Origin of the sequence: Mangrovimonas sp. DI 80 (assembly GCF_001975575.1) — a bacterium.
GTDB classification, from domain to species: domain Bacteria; phylum Bacteroidota; class Bacteroidia; order Flavobacteriales; family Flavobacteriaceae; genus Mangrovimonas_A; species Mangrovimonas_A xylaniphaga.
This window is the reverse complement of record NZ_MSDT01000001.1, coordinates 55,046-70,790: the sequence shown is the minus strand read 5'-3', so window position 1 is coordinate 70,790 and position 15,745 is coordinate 55,046. Positions and strand designations below refer to the sequence as shown.

The 15,745-nt window shown below is 37.9% G+C and carries 18 protein-coding genes; 8 read left to right on the top strand and 10 right to left on the bottom strand.

What is annotated here, in order from left to right:
• Positions 1–48 precede the first annotated feature (48 nt).
• From BKM32_RS00350 to BKM32_RS00340, 3 genes are all read right to left on the bottom strand, one after another.
• Positions 49–1,827, bottom strand: a complete 1,779-nt coding sequence (locus BKM32_RS00350; protein WP_076661987.1) for a PspC domain-containing protein — start codon at positions 1,825–1,827, stop codon at positions 49–51.
• Positions 1,820–2,164: a PadR family transcriptional regulator gene (locus BKM32_RS00345; protein WP_053975447.1), complete on the bottom strand. Its 345-nt coding sequence runs from the start codon at positions 2,162–2,164 to the stop codon at positions 1,820–1,822. Before BKM32_RS00345 ends, BKM32_RS00350 begins: the two co-directional genes overlap by 8 nt.
• Positions 2,165–2,290: 126 nt before the next feature.
• Positions 2,291–2,737, bottom strand: a complete 447-nt coding sequence (locus tag BKM32_RS00340) for a DUF4870 domain-containing protein (protein WP_076661985.1) — start codon at positions 2,735–2,737, stop codon at positions 2,291–2,293.
• Positions 2,738–2,882: 145 nt separating this feature from the next.
• On the opposite strand from BKM32_RS00340, the gene BKM32_RS00335 reads away from it, so the two are divergent.
• The 7 genes from BKM32_RS00335 to BKM32_RS00305 all read left to right on the top strand — a co-directional run bounded on the left by BKM32_RS00335 (position 2,883) and on the right by BKM32_RS00305 (position 7,946).
• Entirely contained in the window at positions 2,883–3,344 is a 462-nt protein-coding gene (locus tag BKM32_RS00335; protein WP_076662104.1) for a DUF4442 domain-containing protein, read from the top strand.
• 50 nt (positions 3,345–3,394) lie between these two features.
• Positions 3,395–4,195, top strand: a complete 801-nt coding sequence (locus BKM32_RS00330; protein ID WP_076661983.1) for a TIGR00266 family protein — start codon at positions 3,395–3,397, stop codon at positions 4,193–4,195.
• 167 nt (positions 4,196–4,362) lie between these two features.
• Positions 4,363–4,560 carry a hypothetical protein gene (locus tag BKM32_RS00325; RefSeq protein WP_053975444.1) on the top strand — a complete coding sequence of 66 codons (198 nt, stop codon included), beginning with the start codon at positions 4,363–4,365 and terminating at the stop codon, positions 4,558–4,560.
• A gap of 139 nt (positions 4,561–4,699) precedes the next feature.
• The gene (locus tag BKM32_RS00320) at positions 4,700–5,026 is read left to right on the top strand and encodes a hypothetical protein (protein WP_123812034.1); all 327 of its coding nucleotides are present in this window, start codon (positions 4,700–4,702) and stop codon (positions 5,024–5,026) included.
• Between the two features lie 74 nt (positions 5,027–5,100).
• On the top strand, positions 5,101–5,901 hold the full coding sequence (locus BKM32_RS00315; protein WP_076661981.1) for an MbnP family protein: 801 nt from the start codon (positions 5,101–5,103) through the stop codon (positions 5,899–5,901).
• 76 nt (positions 5,902–5,977) lie between these two features.
• On the top strand, positions 5,978–7,021 hold the full coding sequence (locus BKM32_RS00310; protein WP_076661979.1) for a cytochrome-c peroxidase: 1,044 nt from the start codon (positions 5,978–5,980) through the stop codon (positions 7,019–7,021).
• On the top strand, positions 6,999–7,946 hold the full coding sequence (locus tag BKM32_RS00305) for a hypothetical protein (protein ID WP_123812033.1): 948 nt from the start codon (positions 6,999–7,001) through the stop codon (positions 7,944–7,946). The genes BKM32_RS00310 and BKM32_RS00305 overlap by 23 nt, the downstream gene beginning before the upstream one ends.
• A 33-nt stretch (positions 7,947–7,979) precedes the next feature.
• Here the strand turns inward: BKM32_RS00305 and BKM32_RS00300 are convergent, their stop codons facing one another.
• Positions 7,980–8,924 (bottom strand): hydrogen peroxide-inducible genes activator, encoded by a 945-nt coding sequence (locus BKM32_RS00300; RefSeq protein ID WP_076661974.1) that lies wholly within the window; start codon positions 8,922–8,924, stop codon positions 7,980–7,982.
• A 106-nt stretch (positions 8,925–9,030) separates the two neighbouring features.
• On the opposite strand from BKM32_RS00300, the gene BKM32_RS00295 reads away from it, so the two are divergent.
• Positions 9,031–9,510 carry a Dps family protein gene (locus BKM32_RS00295; protein WP_053975438.1) on the top strand — a complete coding sequence of 160 codons (480 nt, stop codon included), beginning with the start codon at positions 9,031–9,033 and terminating at the stop codon, positions 9,508–9,510.
• Positions 9,511–9,565: 55 nt separating this feature from the next.
• On the opposite strand, the gene BKM32_RS00290 is transcribed toward BKM32_RS00295, so the two are convergent.
• From BKM32_RS00290 to BKM32_RS00265, 6 genes are read right to left on the bottom strand one after another with little or no spacing between them, the layout of a single operon-like run.
• Positions 9,566–10,897 carry a DUF58 domain-containing protein gene (locus BKM32_RS00290; protein WP_076661972.1) on the bottom strand — a complete coding sequence of 444 codons (1,332 nt, stop codon included), beginning with the start codon at positions 10,895–10,897 and terminating at the stop codon, positions 9,566–9,568.
• 3 nt (positions 10,898–10,900) lie between these two features.
• Positions 10,901–11,902, bottom strand: coding sequence for a MoxR family ATPase (locus tag BKM32_RS00285; RefSeq protein WP_076661970.1), 1,002 nt, complete (start codon positions 11,900–11,902; stop codon positions 10,901–10,903).
• Positions 11,903–11,926: 24 nt separating this feature from the next.
• Positions 11,927–13,147, bottom strand: coding sequence for a DUF4350 domain-containing protein (locus BKM32_RS00280; RefSeq protein ID WP_076661968.1), 1,221 nt, complete (start codon positions 13,145–13,147; stop codon positions 11,927–11,929).
• The gene (locus BKM32_RS00275) at positions 13,144–13,893 is read right to left on the bottom strand and encodes a DUF4129 domain-containing protein (protein ID WP_076661966.1); all 750 of its coding nucleotides are present in this window, start codon (positions 13,891–13,893) and stop codon (positions 13,144–13,146) included. The genes BKM32_RS00280 and BKM32_RS00275 overlap by 4 nt, the downstream gene beginning before the upstream one ends.
• Positions 13,894–14,766 (bottom strand): hypothetical protein, encoded by an 873-nt coding sequence (locus BKM32_RS00270; protein WP_076661964.1) that lies wholly within the window; start codon positions 14,764–14,766, stop codon positions 13,894–13,896. It lies immediately after the preceding gene.
• The gene (locus BKM32_RS00265) at positions 14,766–15,740 is read right to left on the bottom strand and encodes a stage II sporulation protein M (protein ID WP_076661962.1); all 975 of its coding nucleotides are present in this window, start codon (positions 15,738–15,740) and stop codon (positions 14,766–14,768) included. Before BKM32_RS00265 ends, BKM32_RS00270 begins: the two co-directional genes overlap by 1 nt.
• Positions 15,741–15,745 lie beyond the last annotated feature (5 nt).

The window sequence follows — 15,745 nt, the reverse complement described above, 5'->3', positions numbered from 1 at the left end:
TGGTTTTATAAACGTATGGGTTGTCGATTTTTAATGATGAACTGTAGCTTAGTTGTCGTCTGAGGTAATTTCAATGCCCTCATCTGAAATGTTGACCTTTACATCTTCTTTTTTAGCCTTTAGTCCTTCGTTGTTAATTTCAATTTGAATACTGTCCTTTTTAAAGCGAACACCTTCCTCGTCAATGTTAAGTCCTGAATTTTCATCATTGACATTCACTTTTACTTTAAACTCTTCATCGTCACAGTCCAAACAAATGGTGTTGTCTTCCATTACTTTTAAAGTGTGAGAGGTGTCGTCATAAGTTGCAATATTGTCACTGTTCCTATTGTGTCTTAAGTAGGATCGCGTATTGCCATGCAAATTGAACACCATACCTTCTGGTAAATACAGAATCACGGTAACGTTTTGATCGGAAAATTTGTTTTTATAATCCGTATGCAAATAGTTGCTCAGCAATAACTGGTTGTTTTTAAGCTCAAACTCATAATCTATTTTCTCGGCAGTTTCTCGGGCTTCAATATAGTCGCTACCCTTGGCTTCTTTTACAATTTGCAAATAGGCCATGCTGTCTGAGGTAGAACGAATGTTAAGCATCACATTCTTTGAGAAAATAACCTTTTGGTCTTCATTGTTATACTTGATTTCAAAGCCACCTTCTCTATGCATACCATATCGGTACTTATCAAATTCGCTGGATACCATTTTAATGGACAAGGTGTCCTTTTTGGAAAGGTCTAAGGTTTCGGTTTGAGTGACTGAATTTTCCAAAGCAAAATGAGATGCTTCAGTAATTCCAATGACAATGATGCTTACTAGAGACAATAACCACAATCCTAATAAGGTGAATTTGGCCACATTTCCTATAGACTTAAGATTGTTGATCAATATTTTCAATCCCAAATAGAAAATGAAAAACAATGGAATCCCAAACAACAGGAACAACAGTACCGAGCCTACCCATAGTGGCAATCCTGTAGTGTTGAGTGCTTCAGGATAGTCCATCCACCAAGGGCTATAGAAGCTAGAACCTCCAAGGGAGAACAAGCTAATGATAAGCCCGAAGAGTAAAATCGCTCCAAAAATGATTAATATGATACCGATAAACTTGGCAAATATTTTAAGGAAGAACATGATAATGTCCCCAATAGTATCAAAGAACGATTTGGATGTCGATTTGATTCTGTTGCCCTGTTTGGGCAAATCGATACTTTTTACGGTGTCCGATACCGTTTGGGAGACATTTTCAAATCCGTCTTTAATTTTTTTTTCAATGTTGCTGATGTTTACAGGCTCTCCGGTCATTGTGAGTTTCTCAGCAGTGGTCACGGCCTCCGGGACCAATACCCAAAACAGGATATAAATGAACACGAAAGTACCTCCTGAGCCCAAAGCCAATAAAATCCACAACAAACGAATCCAGATGGCATCCACTCCTAAGTAATGTCCCAAACCGGAAGACACACCTCCTATATAAGAGTTGTCGGTATCGCGATACAGTTTTTTTGAAGTTCTAGACTTGCTTTGGTAGCTTGTTTTTGGTTCGTCCTCAAAAATCTCGTTATCTACAAGATAATCCTCTGGTTGCCCCATGATGGCGATGACTTCCTCTACTTCCTTGTTGCCAATGACTTGTTTATCGTGCTGTACACGTTCGTTGAACAGTTCCGCAATGCGGGCTTCAATATCTGCAATGATTTCTGAGCGACCTTGGGAGTCGGTAAATGAACGTTTGATAGCCTCAAGATAGCGTTGCAGTTTTAAGTATGCATCTTCATCGATATGAAAAAATATACCTGCTAAATTTATGTTGACTGTTTTATTCATTTTGTTTGTTTTTTTGGCTTGTTACTAGGTTTACGGCGTGTTGCAATTCACTCCAAGTGGTATTTAATTCTTTTAAAAACAGCTTTCCGGTTTCGGTAAGTCCGTAATATTTTCTTGGAGGTCCAGAGGTGGATTCTTCCCAACGGTAATTGAGAAGCCCGGCATTCTTTAATCTTGTTAGTAGGGGGTATATGGTGCCTTCTACCACAAGCATTTTTGCGTCTTTTAGTGTATCCAAAATTTCTGCAACATAAGCATCGTCATCTTTTAGAATGGAGAGTATGCAGTATTCAAGGACACCTTTACGCATCTGTGCTTTTGTGTTTTCTATTTTCATGTGTCAATGCTGTTTTTCAATGGATCCAACAGGTCCATTGGGTTAATTTTTTGGTGGAAACTTCCTGATACTGTTCGTGTCATGGTCCTGGGGAATTAAAAGTTAAACTGTTCATTTTATGATTGATTATTTGATGAAATTTATTGTAAAAGGGTAGTGGAACGGTTCACCATCCCTAGCCTTAAGACTGGCTTTTATGATGAAAACCAATTCCAGGATAAATCCTATAAAGGCCAAAACTCCCAATCCACCACCTATATATAAAAGTGGTGAAGGTTTGCCGATATTGATATGGAAATCGTGCAACCCATGAAAATCTATAAAGTCTATACCATGAAGGAATTTAAAGACGAAAAAGGGAACGGTAAGAGTTCCAATAATCAAGGCATATAACAAAATACTAATTTGAAAATTGATGGCCTGTTTGCCGTGTTGGTCTACAAACTCCGATTTATCCTTGTTCGCAATCCACAAAATAATAGGCCCGATAAAGTTCCCCATGGGAATTACAAACCTTGAAAAGGTGGATAAATGAATAAATGTGGCGATATTTTTTTGGTGATTGTCTAGCATGGTTTTAAAACATATAATAGTTTCTTATGCAAATATATATCCAAAAGAAGGTATTATGCAATACAAAGTACTTAAAATTAACAAAATATTAACAATAATCAATTCCTTAATTTTCAATACTTTTAGTGAAATTTTAATCGCTATTATGAAGCTTACTCCAGCAAAAATCAACCTTTTCTTAATGTACAAATTACCGGCGGCCTACTTTACCGGTGTCCGTGCTACCTATATCGATGATGAACGTTGCGAGGTTAAGGTGAGGCATCGTTGGATCAATCAAAATCCATTTCGATCTATGTTTTGGGCTGTTCAGGGAATGGCGGCCGAATTAACCACAGGGGCTTTGGTACTTTCAAAAATTAGGGAATCAGGAAAGCCAATTTCTATGTTGGTGGCTTCTAACAGTTCTACCTTTTCAAAAAAGGCTGTGGGTAAAATAACGTTTCAGTGTGTGGATGGTCTTCTATTGGATGAAGCTATAGAAAAGGCAATTGTCACCAAGGAAGGTCAAAGTTTTGTATTGCATGCCAAAGGTGTTAATAGCGACGGGGAAGAGGTATCTGCATTTAGTTTTGAATGGACCATTAAATTAAAGGATCGGCTGTAACAAAGTATAAAAATGAACAACTTATAGATGTTTAATTAAAAAAGGAAAAGATGACAGCACACGAAATCGACTATAGAATTTATGGAGAAGAAATGCAATTTGTAGAAATTGAACTCGATCCCAATGAAGGGGTTGTAGCCGAAGCTGGTAGTTTTATGATGATGGATGATGGTGTGAAGATGGAAACTATCTTTGGAGATGGCTCTACAAAGAGCGGTGGTTTTTTAGACTCCATTTTGGGAGCCGGAAAGCGTATTTTAACAGGTGAGAGCCTGTTTATGACAGCGTTTTACAATACATTGCCCGGAAAGCGAAATGTGTCTTTTGCATCTCCCTACCCAGGAAAAATTGTCTCTTTGGATTTGACCGAATTTGGAGGGAAGTTTATTTGTCAGAAAGATGCTTTTCTTTGTGCGGCTAAAGGCGTGAGTGTTGGTATAGAATTTAGTAAACGCTTGGGGAGAGGGCTTTTTGGTGGTGAAGGATTTATCATGCAGAAGTTGGAAGGAGACGGAATGGTGTTTGTTCACGCCGGGGGAACTTTGGCTAAAAAAGTTCTACAACCGGGAGAGGTTCTTAAGGTTGATACAGGTTGTATTGTTGGGTTTACCAAGGAGGTTGATTATGACGTTGAATTTGTTGGAGGCATTAGAAACTCCATCTTTGGAGGGGAAGGATTGTTCTTTGCCAGATTAGAGGGGCCAGGAACGGTTTACATTCAATCTTTACCATTCAGCCGACTTGCGGGAAGGGTATTGGCCAATGCGCCTCAGGCAGGAGGAAGAAGTAAAGGAGAAGGCAGTATTCTTGGAGGTTTGGGCGATTTGTTGGATGGCGACAACCGTTTTTAAGGCTTTAATAATAGTTTCTTAAAGCTGTATTAATGTTTGTTTTTTCGTGTTAAAATTTGAAGATTTTGGTCAGACATAAAGGTTTTTTTACTACATTTAAAACATGGAAAATCTAAAAAAAGAGCCTATACATAAATCTACTTTAAACCTAAAAACCTAACAAACGCATGGCAAGAGCAATGTTTGAGTACACCAAAACAATCCTTAAAAAAGTGAGTTTTGATGCTACGTTGTTTTGCAAAGAGGTACAAAAGGCAGTCAATAGATTATTACCCTATGAAATTGACGAACTTAGAATCTTTATCGATTCGCTTGTACAGCAAAACCCAGAACTAAATCAATGTTTAATTTATTTAAAAGCATAAAGAAAAAGGCGACCAATTGGTCGCCTTTTTTATGACTCTTTTTTAGAATAATAAGGATTAGCGAGTTATCTTTGCCGAAAATTTCATTCTGAAAAAGATATTTCTTCTCATATTGTTGGTTGCCTTTTCATTACGTCCTGTGTTCTACTTGGGCCAGATAGGCTATTATGAGTTGAATATCGACTACATTATTAAAACTTATTGTGTCAATAAGGACAAACCGCAGTTGCAGTGTAATGGAAAATGTCATTTGGCAAAACAATTGCAGCTTACTTCAACTTCTTCCGAAGATAGTGCCGATGCTACATTTTTGGCAGAAGCTTTTTTTCCGGTGTTTTTGGTTCAACAGTCTGAGGTGATCTTTAAAAATAACCATTTTGGCTTTCAAAAGAAACCAAAATTCTACTACAACAAGCAGTATGCCCATCTGGTAGAGCATTCCATCTACAAGCCTCCAATGGCCTAAAATTTAATATTCATTTTTTTTTACAAGGCTTATGGTGCTTGCCATTAAAAGCACCCCAATATTAAATTTTACAAATGAAGATTATCAAATTTGCATTTGCAGTATTGCTATGCGCCGCAATTATATCATGTTCATCTGATGATGACAATAATACAACAGACCTAACGGGTCAAACAGGAACTCTAGCTTTAAAATTCGATAACGGTGTAGGTGACCAAGATTTTATTTTTGGCGTGACCTATAATAAGTCCAACGGAGAATCCTATCAATTGCAAACCCTTAAATATATCATAAGCAACATTCGCGTAAAGGATGCCGAAGGGAATACATTTACCTATCCTTTAGAAAGCAACGCTTTTATTATTGATGAGAGCAACGGTAACAATGCCGGTGAAATTTTTGTGACCTTGGACAATGTTGATGCCGCCGACTATACTGAAATTACCTTTGGTATTGGGATTGATCAGGAGCGTTTTGCGATGGGAGCTGAAGGACAAGGCGATTTTCTTGTAGAGGCCGAAGCGTCAGGAATGATGTGGTCTTGGGCAACCGGGTATAAATTTACACGTTTTGACGGCACCTTTTCAACAGGAGCGCTTGTTGACCAACCTTTGAACATTCATATGGGAAGTGTTGGAACCTCTTTAGACAACTATAGAGAAGTAACCTTGTCATTTCCAAATACCGTAAGAGTAAGAGAAACAGCTTCTCCTGAAGTGCATATCAAGGCTGATTTTGCCAAGGTTTTTGATGGAGAAACCTCTGTGAATTTTGCCGATGGTTACGGTCAGGTGCATACCAGTTCGGAAACAACGCCTGTAATTGCGAGCAACCTTCCTGGTATGTTCCAGGTGCATCACGTTCATAATAACTAATTAATAAGCTAGTGTTTGTCTGGAGCATTCAAAAGGATGTTCCAGCCTATGCACTATCATTTAATATGACGTTGTGATGAAAAAGATCATTGTAATGATGCTTCTTCAGGTGTTTGTGTTGTCTTGTTCCAAAGATCAGGAAGTTGGTTATGTACCAGTACCCTTAATTTTGGAAGCACCTTCCAATTTTCCTGAATTGGCCTATAATTTAGACAACAATCCACTTACCGAAGCAGGTTTTGAGCTAGGGAAATCCTTGTTTTACGAAGGGAAACTTTCAGTGAATGATGCCATTCCATGTGCTTTTTGCCATGAACAGGCCTTTGCCTTTACCCACCATGGGCATAATTTGAGTCATGGTGTTGATGGTGCCATTGGCCTGCGTAATTCTCTACCAATTCAAAATTTGGCCTTTCTAAATGAATTTATGTGGGACGGAGCCGCTACGCATCTTGATATGCAGCCCATTATTCCTATTACAAGTCATTTGGAAATGGGGGAAACCATTGGCAATGTGGTTGAAAAGCTAAAGTCCGACCCTAATTACCAACAGCAGTTTGAAAGGGCCTTTGAAGATGGCACCGTGAACGCTGCCAATATGCTCAAGGCATTGTCGCAGTTTATGGTGATGATGGTGTCTTCCAATTCAAAATATGACAAATATGTGCGCAATGAAGAAGGCGTTACCTTATCTGCTATGGAATCGGATGGCTTGGAAACCTTTCAAAATAAATGTGCTTCTTGCCATGCCACCGATTTGTTTACCGATCAAAGCTATCGTGACAATGGTTTGCCCATCAATCCGCAATTGGATGATAAAGGACGTTTTGACATTTTTGAAGACCCAAATGACCTTTACAAGTTTAGGGTACCCAGTTTGCGGAATGTAGAGAAATCCTATCCTTATATGCATGATGGAAGGTTCCAAACCTTAGAGGCTGTTCTGGATTTTTATGACCATGGGATGGTAGACAATGGCAATGTAGATCCAATATTATTAAGAGAGGATCAAACCTATGGCATCCCTTTAAATGCCTATGAAAAGGAAAGCATCATTGCCTTTTTGAAAACTTTAACCGATAATGAATTTTTGACTGATGAACGTTTTTCAGAATATTAAAAAACAGACGTTTTATACCACATTATTACTGTGTTTCTGGTTTGTAACTGCTTCGCAAGCTTGTGATTTATGTGGTTGTACCACTAGTAGTGGGAGCTCTAGTTTTGGAGATCTAAGTACTTCAAACTTTATTGGGGTACGCTATATCCATCAAGATTTTGAATCTAGGGATGGTATTTTTGCAAATTCACCCAAAAGTGAAGAAACGTTCCATACCTACCAATTGTGGGGAAGGATTCCTTTATCGGATAAGGTTTATGTGAGTGCGATTGTACCATATCAAGATTTGTACAGACATTTTGATCACCGCACAGAGCATATCCATGGTTTGGGAGATATCAATATAATGGGATGGTACCAGCTTAATTTTTATCAAAAGCAGAAAAAGGATAGCCTGGTGTTTGCTAATAGAGAACTGTCTGGACATGGCTTGAATTTTGGTTTGGGAATGAAATTGCCAACTGGCGAATTTGAAGAACAGCTCACTGATAGAGTCAACCCAGGGTTTCAGGTTGGCACTGGAAGTTGGGATATGGTTGCTACCGTCTTGTATAGTTATAAAAAGAAGAACTTGGGAGTAGGGGCTAGTTTAGCGTATTACCTGAAGACTGAAAACAAGAATGACTATAAGTTCGGAAACCAGTTTAGCAGTGCTGCAAATGTGTTTTATGATGTGAATTTGAAAACCACCACATTGAGGCCCTTTCTAGGAGTGTCTGGAGATATTTACGAAAGTATAGAACAGTATAGCGAAACATTGGCCGATACCAATGGCCATATCATTAATGGTTCTTTGGGAGCTGAAGTTTCAAAGAATAAATTTATACTGGGATTAAAATATACCTTACCGATTGCTCAAGATTTGTTTGGTGGCGATGTGAATTCCCAACAACAGTATTCATTATATCTCAACTACAGTCTGTAATTGAGATATAATGATTTATAAAGGTTTGTCTGTTTATTTTGAAGCCGGCAGCGGACTGATAATTTTTACATTCTGAAAGGCAATGGCGCCTCTAATGATACCTGAAATTACCGTTTGAAGGGCCTCGATAATTTGCATCTTTAGCTCACTTTTGTGGTAAATGATACTGACTTCGCGGGCAGGAGACGGCTCTTCAAAATGACGTAGATTTGATTGGAGTTTATCATTTAATTCCAAAGTATGTAGATATGGCAATAAAGTCATTCCAAGGCCTTCATTTGAGAGTTTAACCAAGGTTTCTATACTACCACTTTCCAATTGAAAATTGTCGTCTACGTGGCTTTTAAATACTTTACAGAGGTTGATGACGCCATCCCTAAAGCAATGCCCATCTTCCAAAAGGAGCATGTCATCTATTTCAAGATCTTCTGTCCCAATTTTCGATTTTGCATGAAGTCGATGGCTTTCCGGAATGTAGGCAACGAAAGGCTCGTAATACAATACACGTTCTTTGATGGCTTCATTTTGTAATGGAGTTGCGGCAATGGCAGCGTCCAAATGCCCTTCACTAATACGGGTAATGATTTCTTCCGTAGTAAGTTCCTCAATAATCAATTTTACTTTTGGGTGCCTTTTGATAAAGGTTTTTAGGAACATAGGTAATAGAGTCGGCATAACGGTTGGGATGATTCCTAACCTAAATTCACCTCCAACATAGCCTTTTTGTTGGTCTACTATATCTTGGATTCGGTCTGATTCATTTACAATATTTCTGGCCTGCTGAACAATTTTCCGACCTACATCCGTCAATTCTATTGGTTTTTTACTTCTGTCGAAAATGAGCACATCCAATTCGTCCTCCAATTTCTGTATTTGGGTACTTAAAGTAGGTTGTGTTACGAAGCATTTTTCTGCGGCTTTGGTGAAGTTTTTATATTCCGCAATGGCTAAAACATAGTGAAGCTGGGTTATGGTCATGGGTTATTAATTTAAGCTATAAAAATATAAAAACTATTAATAAAACTTATGGAACAATGTGTTAATTATGCCGTAAATTTGTATTAAACCTAAAAATCAAAACGTTATGACATTTAACAGTATTGGATTAGATACTAAACAAACAAAAGCCATTGCAGAAGACCTAAATGTGCTGTTGGCTAACTTTCAGATATATTACCAAAACTTAAGAGGAATTCACTGGAACATTAAAGGAAAACGTTTCTTCGATTTACACGTGAAATTTGAAGAATTGTATACCGATGCCAATGTTAAGGTGGATGAAATTGCAGAACGTATCTTGACTTTGGGAGCAACGCCATTACACACCTTTGAGGATTACACCAAAAGTGCCAAAGTACCTGTGGGAAAAAATATTTCACAAGATGAAAAGGCGGTCCGCCTGATTGTAGATTCCTTAAAGGAATTGTTGCAGATTGAAAGAGAGATTTTAGAGGCTGCAGGTGAGGCTAGTGACGAAGGAACCAATTCTATGATGAGTGATTTTATTACAGAACAGGAAAAAACCGTTTGGATGATGAAGGCTTGGTTAGATGAAAGCATCTAACGAGTGTTAATTGATAATGATTGGTGAAACCACTGCGAAAGCAGTGGTTTTTTTGTTATAATAATCCTCGAGCTTTTATTTCGAGGTATTTGTTAATGGTATTTATGGTTAGGTTTTCTGGAGCAGTCAATATGGTTTGGATGCCATGTTTGTTCAGTTCTTTAACCATTAAACGTTTTTCATAGGAGAATTTCTCCGCAATGGTTTTATGGTAGATGCTTTGTAAATCTTCGGCATCCGTGTTAATGAGCGATTCCAATTCGGTGTTTTCAAAGAAAATGACAACCAACATATGTGTTTTGGAAATAGCCTGAAGAAAAGGCAATTGCCGTTTCAAGGCACTGATATGCTCAAAATTGGTATATAGCAATAGTAAACTTCTATGAGTGATTTTTCGTTTTATTTGGGCATAAAGTAGGCTATAATCACTATCGGTAAATTGAGTATTGACATTGTATAGCGTCTCCAAAATCCTGTTGAGATAGGTCAACTTTTGGTTGGCCGGCAAGAGGGTTTCAATGTTTTTTGAAAAGGTCATTAGTCCTACCTTGTCATGTTTTTTTAAAGCAACATTGCTAAAAGCTAAAGTAGAATTGATAGCGTAATCCAAAAGTTTCAGTTCATTGAAAGGCATTTTCATAACACGACCCGTATCTATAATAGTGTAGATGGGCTGCGATTTTTCGTCTTGGTATTGATTAGCCATCAATTGGGCCCTTTTGGCGGTAGCTTTCCAGTTGATGGTTCTAAAATCATCACCGGGAACATATTCCTTTATTTGTTCAAATTCCAAAGTATGGCCAATACGTCTTATTTTTTTCAGACCAAATTCAGTCAATTTATTGCCAATAGCCAAAAAGTCGTATTTCTGCATTTGAATGAACGAAGGATAGACTGCTACCATTTGCTCGTTCTGAAATTGATATTTCCGTTTAACAATTTTAAGGGCCGTAGACGCAAAAACATTCAATTGACCAAACACATATTCACCGCGTTCCACCGGACGAACTGAATAATTGAAATTATGGGTAGCGTTTGGAGCTAAAATAGATGTATATGAAAAATCCCGTTTTTGAAATTGCACAGGAAGTTCATCTATCACTTGGATAAATGTTTTAAAAGGATATCTGCTAGATATTGTAATGGGAACCTCATTTTCATCACTATTTGAAAATTTTTCGGGTAGCAAACGTCTTCCTTCGATAGCATTTTTAAAGCGATATAGCAAAATTAAATCCATGACAAACAGAATACCAAGTGTCAAGACCATGGCCCAAGCTAGAGCATATAAAGCAGTAAGCCAATAGGATGCCAGGAAGCAAAGGCTGACAATTGCCATGTAGACAAAAAAGCGACTGTGAATGTACAGGGATTTAATAAACTTCATTGCTTATCTAGGCACTTCAACAGATTGTACAACTATATCGATGACCTGTTCTGTAGTCATGCCTTCCATTTCACGTTCTGGAGTTAAAATGATTCTGTGGTTTAATACGGGAGCAATGGCTTTTTTAACGTCTTCAGGAATAACAAAATCTCTACCACTAATTGCTGCAAAGGCTTTAGCAGTATTCAAAATTGCAATGGAGGCCCTTGGAGAACCTCCCAAATATAAATGTGGATGATTTCTAGTTTTTGATACCAATTCCGCAATGTATTTTATGATCTTTTCCTCTACCAAAATGGCTTGAGTTTTTTCTTTAAAGGCGGCCAATTGTTCCGCATCCAAGATTGGAGAAATCAACGTTTGTGGTTGTTTGCCCTGACGTTGGTGATGGGTGTCCAAAATTTTAATTTCTTCCTCCAAAGATGGGTAATCCACTTTTATTTTGAACAGAAAACGGTCCAATTGTGCCTCGGGAAGGGCATAGGTACCTTCCTGCTCAATTGGGTTCTGCGTGGCCAAAACCATAAAAGGGGCTTCAAATTTATAAGTGGTACCGTCTATGGATGCCTGTCTTTCCTCCATGGTTTCAAATAGGGCTGCCTGTGTTTTCGCTGGGGCTCTGTTGATTTCGTCTATCAGGACAATGTTTGAAAAAATAGGCCCTTTTTTAAATTCAAAATCGGAGGTTTTCATGTTGAGTACAGAGGTTCCCAACACGTCACTCGGCATTAAATCTGGGGTGAACTGAATTCTGCTGAAATCTGTTTTCAACACCTTGGCAAATAGTTTTGCCGTAACCGTTTTTGCAATTCCCGGAACTCCTTCAATAAGGGCATGACCATCAGCCAAAAGAGCTACGATAAGTAATTCTACAAATTGGTCCTGACCAACAATGACTTTTTGTAGTTCCGCTTTAATCTGATCCACTGCATTTTTAAGGTCTTCTAGAGGAATGCGGTTATTGAATTCCAAATTGTCCTGTTGTGGTGTTATCTGTTCATCCATATTACAATATTTTAAGCATGCACCTTAGGCATGTTTGGATTTAAAAGTTTCAATTAAGTTATTTAGTGTTTCCAATTCCGTGGCGGTTATGTTAGGAGTGTTGGATATGCTTTCGATGGTGTTGAACAAGGTTTTGGTAGCTTCAACACTGTTGTTGCTTCTTGCCGCCAGGTTATTGATGAATTCAGTATTGACGGTTTCGGTAGACAAGTAAAGTTGGGTGCGAATGTAATCCATAAAATGCTGAATTTTATGCAACGCAATATCATGATGGTTGCCTTTTTCAAAATACATGTTGGCAATAGTCCTAGTAAAATCAAGTGTTTGGTTGCGTAATGGTGTTACTATAGGAATAGCTCTTTGCTTGCGTTTACCTTCAAAAATGATATAGAATAGAACACCGATAAGCATGATATAATAGGCCCATTTTAAATGCTTGTTGTTAAGTATGAGGTACAAGGGGGAGCTATAAAATATTTTACCAGATTTATAATATTCATCCAAGTAAATGGGCTGCTCCTCATTTAGATACGACATCAAACCGGCGGTATATTGTTGGTTGGGAGGGGTGAGTATAAAATAATTGGTAAAGGCCTGAGGAAATAAGCTCACGATAACTGTTCCCTCTCCAAAAGGGGTTTTGATGATATTTGGGTGGGCAAGGTTTAGCGAATCTGAACTATTCAATTTCTCGATTACCCCAACAATCTTCGAGTTTATAGTATCAATACTGCTGAAGTAAGCTAAAAGCCCTTTGGCGTCTTTATTATTGAAGCTTACTTTGCCCGTGTCAAGTACTTTATTTTTTAGCTGTAATTCATAGTCAAATCCAAAACCATCAAATTGGCTTAAATGGGAAGTTTCTAATTTTAGGGTGTCTAATAATTGTTGTTCCAAAATAGAAGCTGCCACAAAAAGCGTGTTGCCCTTGGAAGTCCAATCCAATAGTCTATCCAACTCACTTTGGCCAAAATTAATCTCATTGTTTATAAAAACGTAGGAGCCAATGGAGTCAGGAGTGTTTTCTAAATATTCAAAAGGAGGTCTATCGACATTGATAAGTTGGGATTCTGAAAATAACCTCTCCAATTGTTCTTGGAACACGTAGGTGCCCAACGGAATTTTATGGTGTTTGGCAAAGGATGGGAACCAATTGAGTTCTTTGGGTTTGGTAGCTTCTAATGCCACGATACTCAACAAAGTAAAGACCGCTAAGGCGATATATATTTTTCCTTTTTTATTCAATTGGTTTTGAGGCTTAGGTTAAGTTTTTCAAAAACGGTACTCAGGGTTCCAAACTTTATGTCATCTATAGGGAATTCTCCATACCAGACATAGTCATAGATTCGGGTAATGGTCGTGAATTCTATTTTTAACTGATCTTGAGAGATTTCCTTGATATAATCTTCATTGGTTTTTTGTTGTTTCCAATCAATGATTTGTTGTTCCGAAAGGTGTTTTAAGGATTGTAAATAGTGGTACCTAATCGCCAATCTATAATTGTTTTGGGAAATGGCTTTTTGTATCAAGACTTGGATATCTTCATTTTTAATGATATGTTCATCATCCGAAAACTTAACGGTAGGCGGGTTGGACTGCCCAGAAATAATGTTTTTAGACTTGACTTTTAAAAAGAATTTCGACAATAAAAAAACTAGCGTGGTAAAAATTAGATAAGGAAATGCCTGCAGAATAAAATTTAGTATTCCTGTAGCTTGACCTACTCCAAAAATGGCTTCCAAGATCGTTCTTAGCATGTCGATAAAAAATGATTGAATACCCTGTAAAAAGTCACCAACTGCATTCTCTCCTTCGGGAGTTTCAACATAACTAAAATCGCTATCTTCACTATATTTCGCTAAGTCTTCAAGGCTGATCTTCTTAATAGCGACAGGGCTATCGTCGTTACGAACCATCAAGGAATACTGTTGGGCATTGGCCAAAGGAGCTATCAAAAATAGGAATGTTGCTATGAAATATGGAAGCCGCATTTATTCCTCTGTGTTTCCAATAGCTTTAATTCGTTCCATGGTTCCTGTAAAGTTTTTGCGTTCATTTAAATTGAAATACAAAAAGGCAGTCCCTATTGTAACCAAGACGTTAAGGGCGTATTGGAAGAGAGAACTAAGTACGTTTAGGAAAATGTATACAGGGTCTACAAACGACCTCATATTGCTAGGGTCTACGGCGCCACTGAAAATCCCCATTTTAATCCAAGTATAGATTACCGTTGGTACAGAAAATATACTGGCAGCAACTGCTATAATGATGTAGAAAACAATGATTGTGGCAAGCGTGATCCAGAATTCATCTTTAGTCAAGGTAAAGCCATAACCAAAGGAGTCGCCAGCATTCATTTCTCTAAATACCAAAATAGGCAACACTATGGCCATTGGCACAATAAAATAGAACACAGGCAAACAACAAAGCATCATAGAAACGAATAAGGTGAGCCATTTCAAAAGTGAAAGTCCTAGGAACCCCCAAAATGTTTGTTTCACATTTTGTTTGACCTCTAAAACATCTGTGGCTCCATTATGCTTTATGTATGATTTGATATAGTGTAATACTGTTGATGTTGTTGCCGTATAGGCCACAATAGCGGCTATAAAATAAATTACAATCGCAAGTAGATACATCATTGGGCTGGTACTTGGAAACCCTTTGCTTATATCAAAATTAAAGCTATCACCAACTATATAAACGTAAAATACCAACGCTACCAAAAAGAACACAATATAAGGACCTGCAATTTTAAAAATAGCCTTAAAAAGAGGCTTGAATTCCATTCTAAAAAAGGCAAAAGTATCGGTTAAGATGGCTCCAAGTTCGCGCTGTTGTTTAAATTCTATGTATGATTTCATTAGTTTGGGGTTAGTGTTTTGGTTGATTTTCTATGTAATTGGATAGGATATAAAATGTAATAAAATACGATGCAAAATAGAGAGCTGCCAATAATGAAAATGGCCAGCCAATCCGGCATTTCGGTGTGACGGGTTACAAAACCTTCAAGGAACCCTGCTACCACAAAAAATGGAATGGTACTCAGTAAAATTTTAAGTCCGTTAACAATACCTCGTTTAAAGGATTCCAAACGGGTATAGGTGCCGGGGAACAGAATGCCGTTTCCAACCACCAAGCCTGCGCAACCGGCAATGATGATGACCGAAATTTCAAAGGTTCCATGAATCCAAATGGTTCTAGCCGATTCCCATAGTAATCCTTTTTCGTAAAAGAAATATTGAAAGCTTCCCAACATAATGCCATTTTGCATCATGACGAATAGGGAGCCTACACCAAATAGAATTCCGTAGACGAACGCCATCAATGCTACCTTGATATTGTTGATGGTAATGCCTAAAAACATATTCACTTCCCCTGTCTTTTTGTAAACGGCCATAGGATCGTTGTTTTCTATGTTTTCTAGCGTCATATTTACATAGCCGTCTCCCATAATTGCCCTTACAAAGTCCCCTTCATGGGCTGCCGAATAGGCGCCTACGCTACCAAAAAGTGCAAATACCAAAAAGGCAATCAGCAATTCCCGTTGATGGTGATAGAACTGTGTAGGAAATTCAGTTTTGAAAAAAGAAATAAGTCTGTTTTTGGATTCCTTTTTAGTGGTGTAAATTGTTAAATGCGCCTTGGATGCCAGTTGATTTAAATAGCGTTCGGTATTGCTGTTGGGATAAAAAGTTTTTGCGTAGCTTAAATGGTCGGTAATTTCAATATAAAGATCGGAAAGCTCGTTTGGGTTTACCGTTGTTTTATTTGAAAGAATGTTTTCAAATTGTAACCATTTATTTTTATTTTGCTTGGCGAAAGCAGCTTCACGCATAAGTA

What these genes read in the sequence shown, in the direction of transcription:
- BKM32_RS00295 (WP_053975438.1), top strand. Translation starts at nt 9,031, where the DNA reads ATGACATTTAACAGTATTGGATTAGATACTAAACAAACAAAAGCCATT.
- BKM32_RS00285 (WP_076661970.1), bottom strand. Translation starts at nt 11,902, where the DNA reads ATGGATGAACAGATAACACCACAACAGGACAATTTGGAATTCAATAAC.
- BKM32_RS00335 (WP_076662104.1), top strand. Translation starts at nt 2,883, where the DNA reads ATGAAGCTTACTCCAGCAAAAATCAACCTTTTCTTAATGTACAAATTA.
- BKM32_RS00340 (WP_076661985.1), bottom strand. Translation starts at nt 2,737, where the DNA reads ATGCTAGACAATCACCAAAAAAATATCGCCACATTTATTCATTTATCC.
- BKM32_RS00305 (WP_123812033.1), top strand. Translation starts at nt 6,999, where the DNA reads ATGAACGTTTTTCAGAATATTAAAAAACAGACGTTTTATACCACATTA.
- BKM32_RS00315 (WP_076661981.1), top strand. Translation starts at nt 5,101, where the DNA reads ATGAAGATTATCAAATTTGCATTTGCAGTATTGCTATGCGCCGCAATT.
- BKM32_RS00270 (WP_076661964.1), bottom strand. Translation starts at nt 14,766, where the DNA reads ATGAAATCATACATAGAATTTAAACAACAGCGCGAACTTGGAGCCATC.
- BKM32_RS00300 (WP_076661974.1), bottom strand. Translation starts at nt 8,924, where the DNA reads ATGACCATAACCCAGCTTCACTATGTTTTAGCCATTGCGGAATATAAA.
- BKM32_RS00275 (WP_076661966.1), bottom strand. Translation starts at nt 13,893, where the DNA reads ATGCGGCTTCCATATTTCATAGCAACATTCCTATTTTTGATAGCTCCT.
- BKM32_RS00310 (WP_076661979.1), top strand. Translation starts at nt 5,978, where the DNA reads ATGAAAAAGATCATTGTAATGATGCTTCTTCAGGTGTTTGTGTTGTCT.
- BKM32_RS00265 (WP_076661962.1), bottom strand. Translation starts at nt 15,740, where the DNA reads ATGCGTGAAGCTGCTTTCGCCAAGCAAAATAAAAATAAATGGTTACAA.
- BKM32_RS00345 (WP_053975447.1), bottom strand. Translation starts at nt 2,164, where the DNA reads ATGAAAATAGAAAACACAAAAGCACAGATGCGTAAAGGTGTCCTTGAA.
- BKM32_RS00290 (WP_076661972.1), bottom strand. Translation starts at nt 10,897, where the DNA reads ATGAAGTTTATTAAATCCCTGTACATTCACAGTCGCTTTTTTGTCTAC.
- BKM32_RS00330 (WP_076661983.1), top strand. Translation starts at nt 3,395, where the DNA reads ATGACAGCACACGAAATCGACTATAGAATTTATGGAGAAGAAATGCAA.
- BKM32_RS00350 (WP_076661987.1), bottom strand. Translation starts at nt 1,827, where the DNA reads ATGAATAAAACAGTCAACATAAATTTAGCAGGTATATTTTTTCATATC.
- BKM32_RS00325 (WP_053975444.1), top strand. Translation starts at nt 4,363, where the DNA reads ATGGCAAGAGCAATGTTTGAGTACACCAAAACAATCCTTAAAAAAGTG.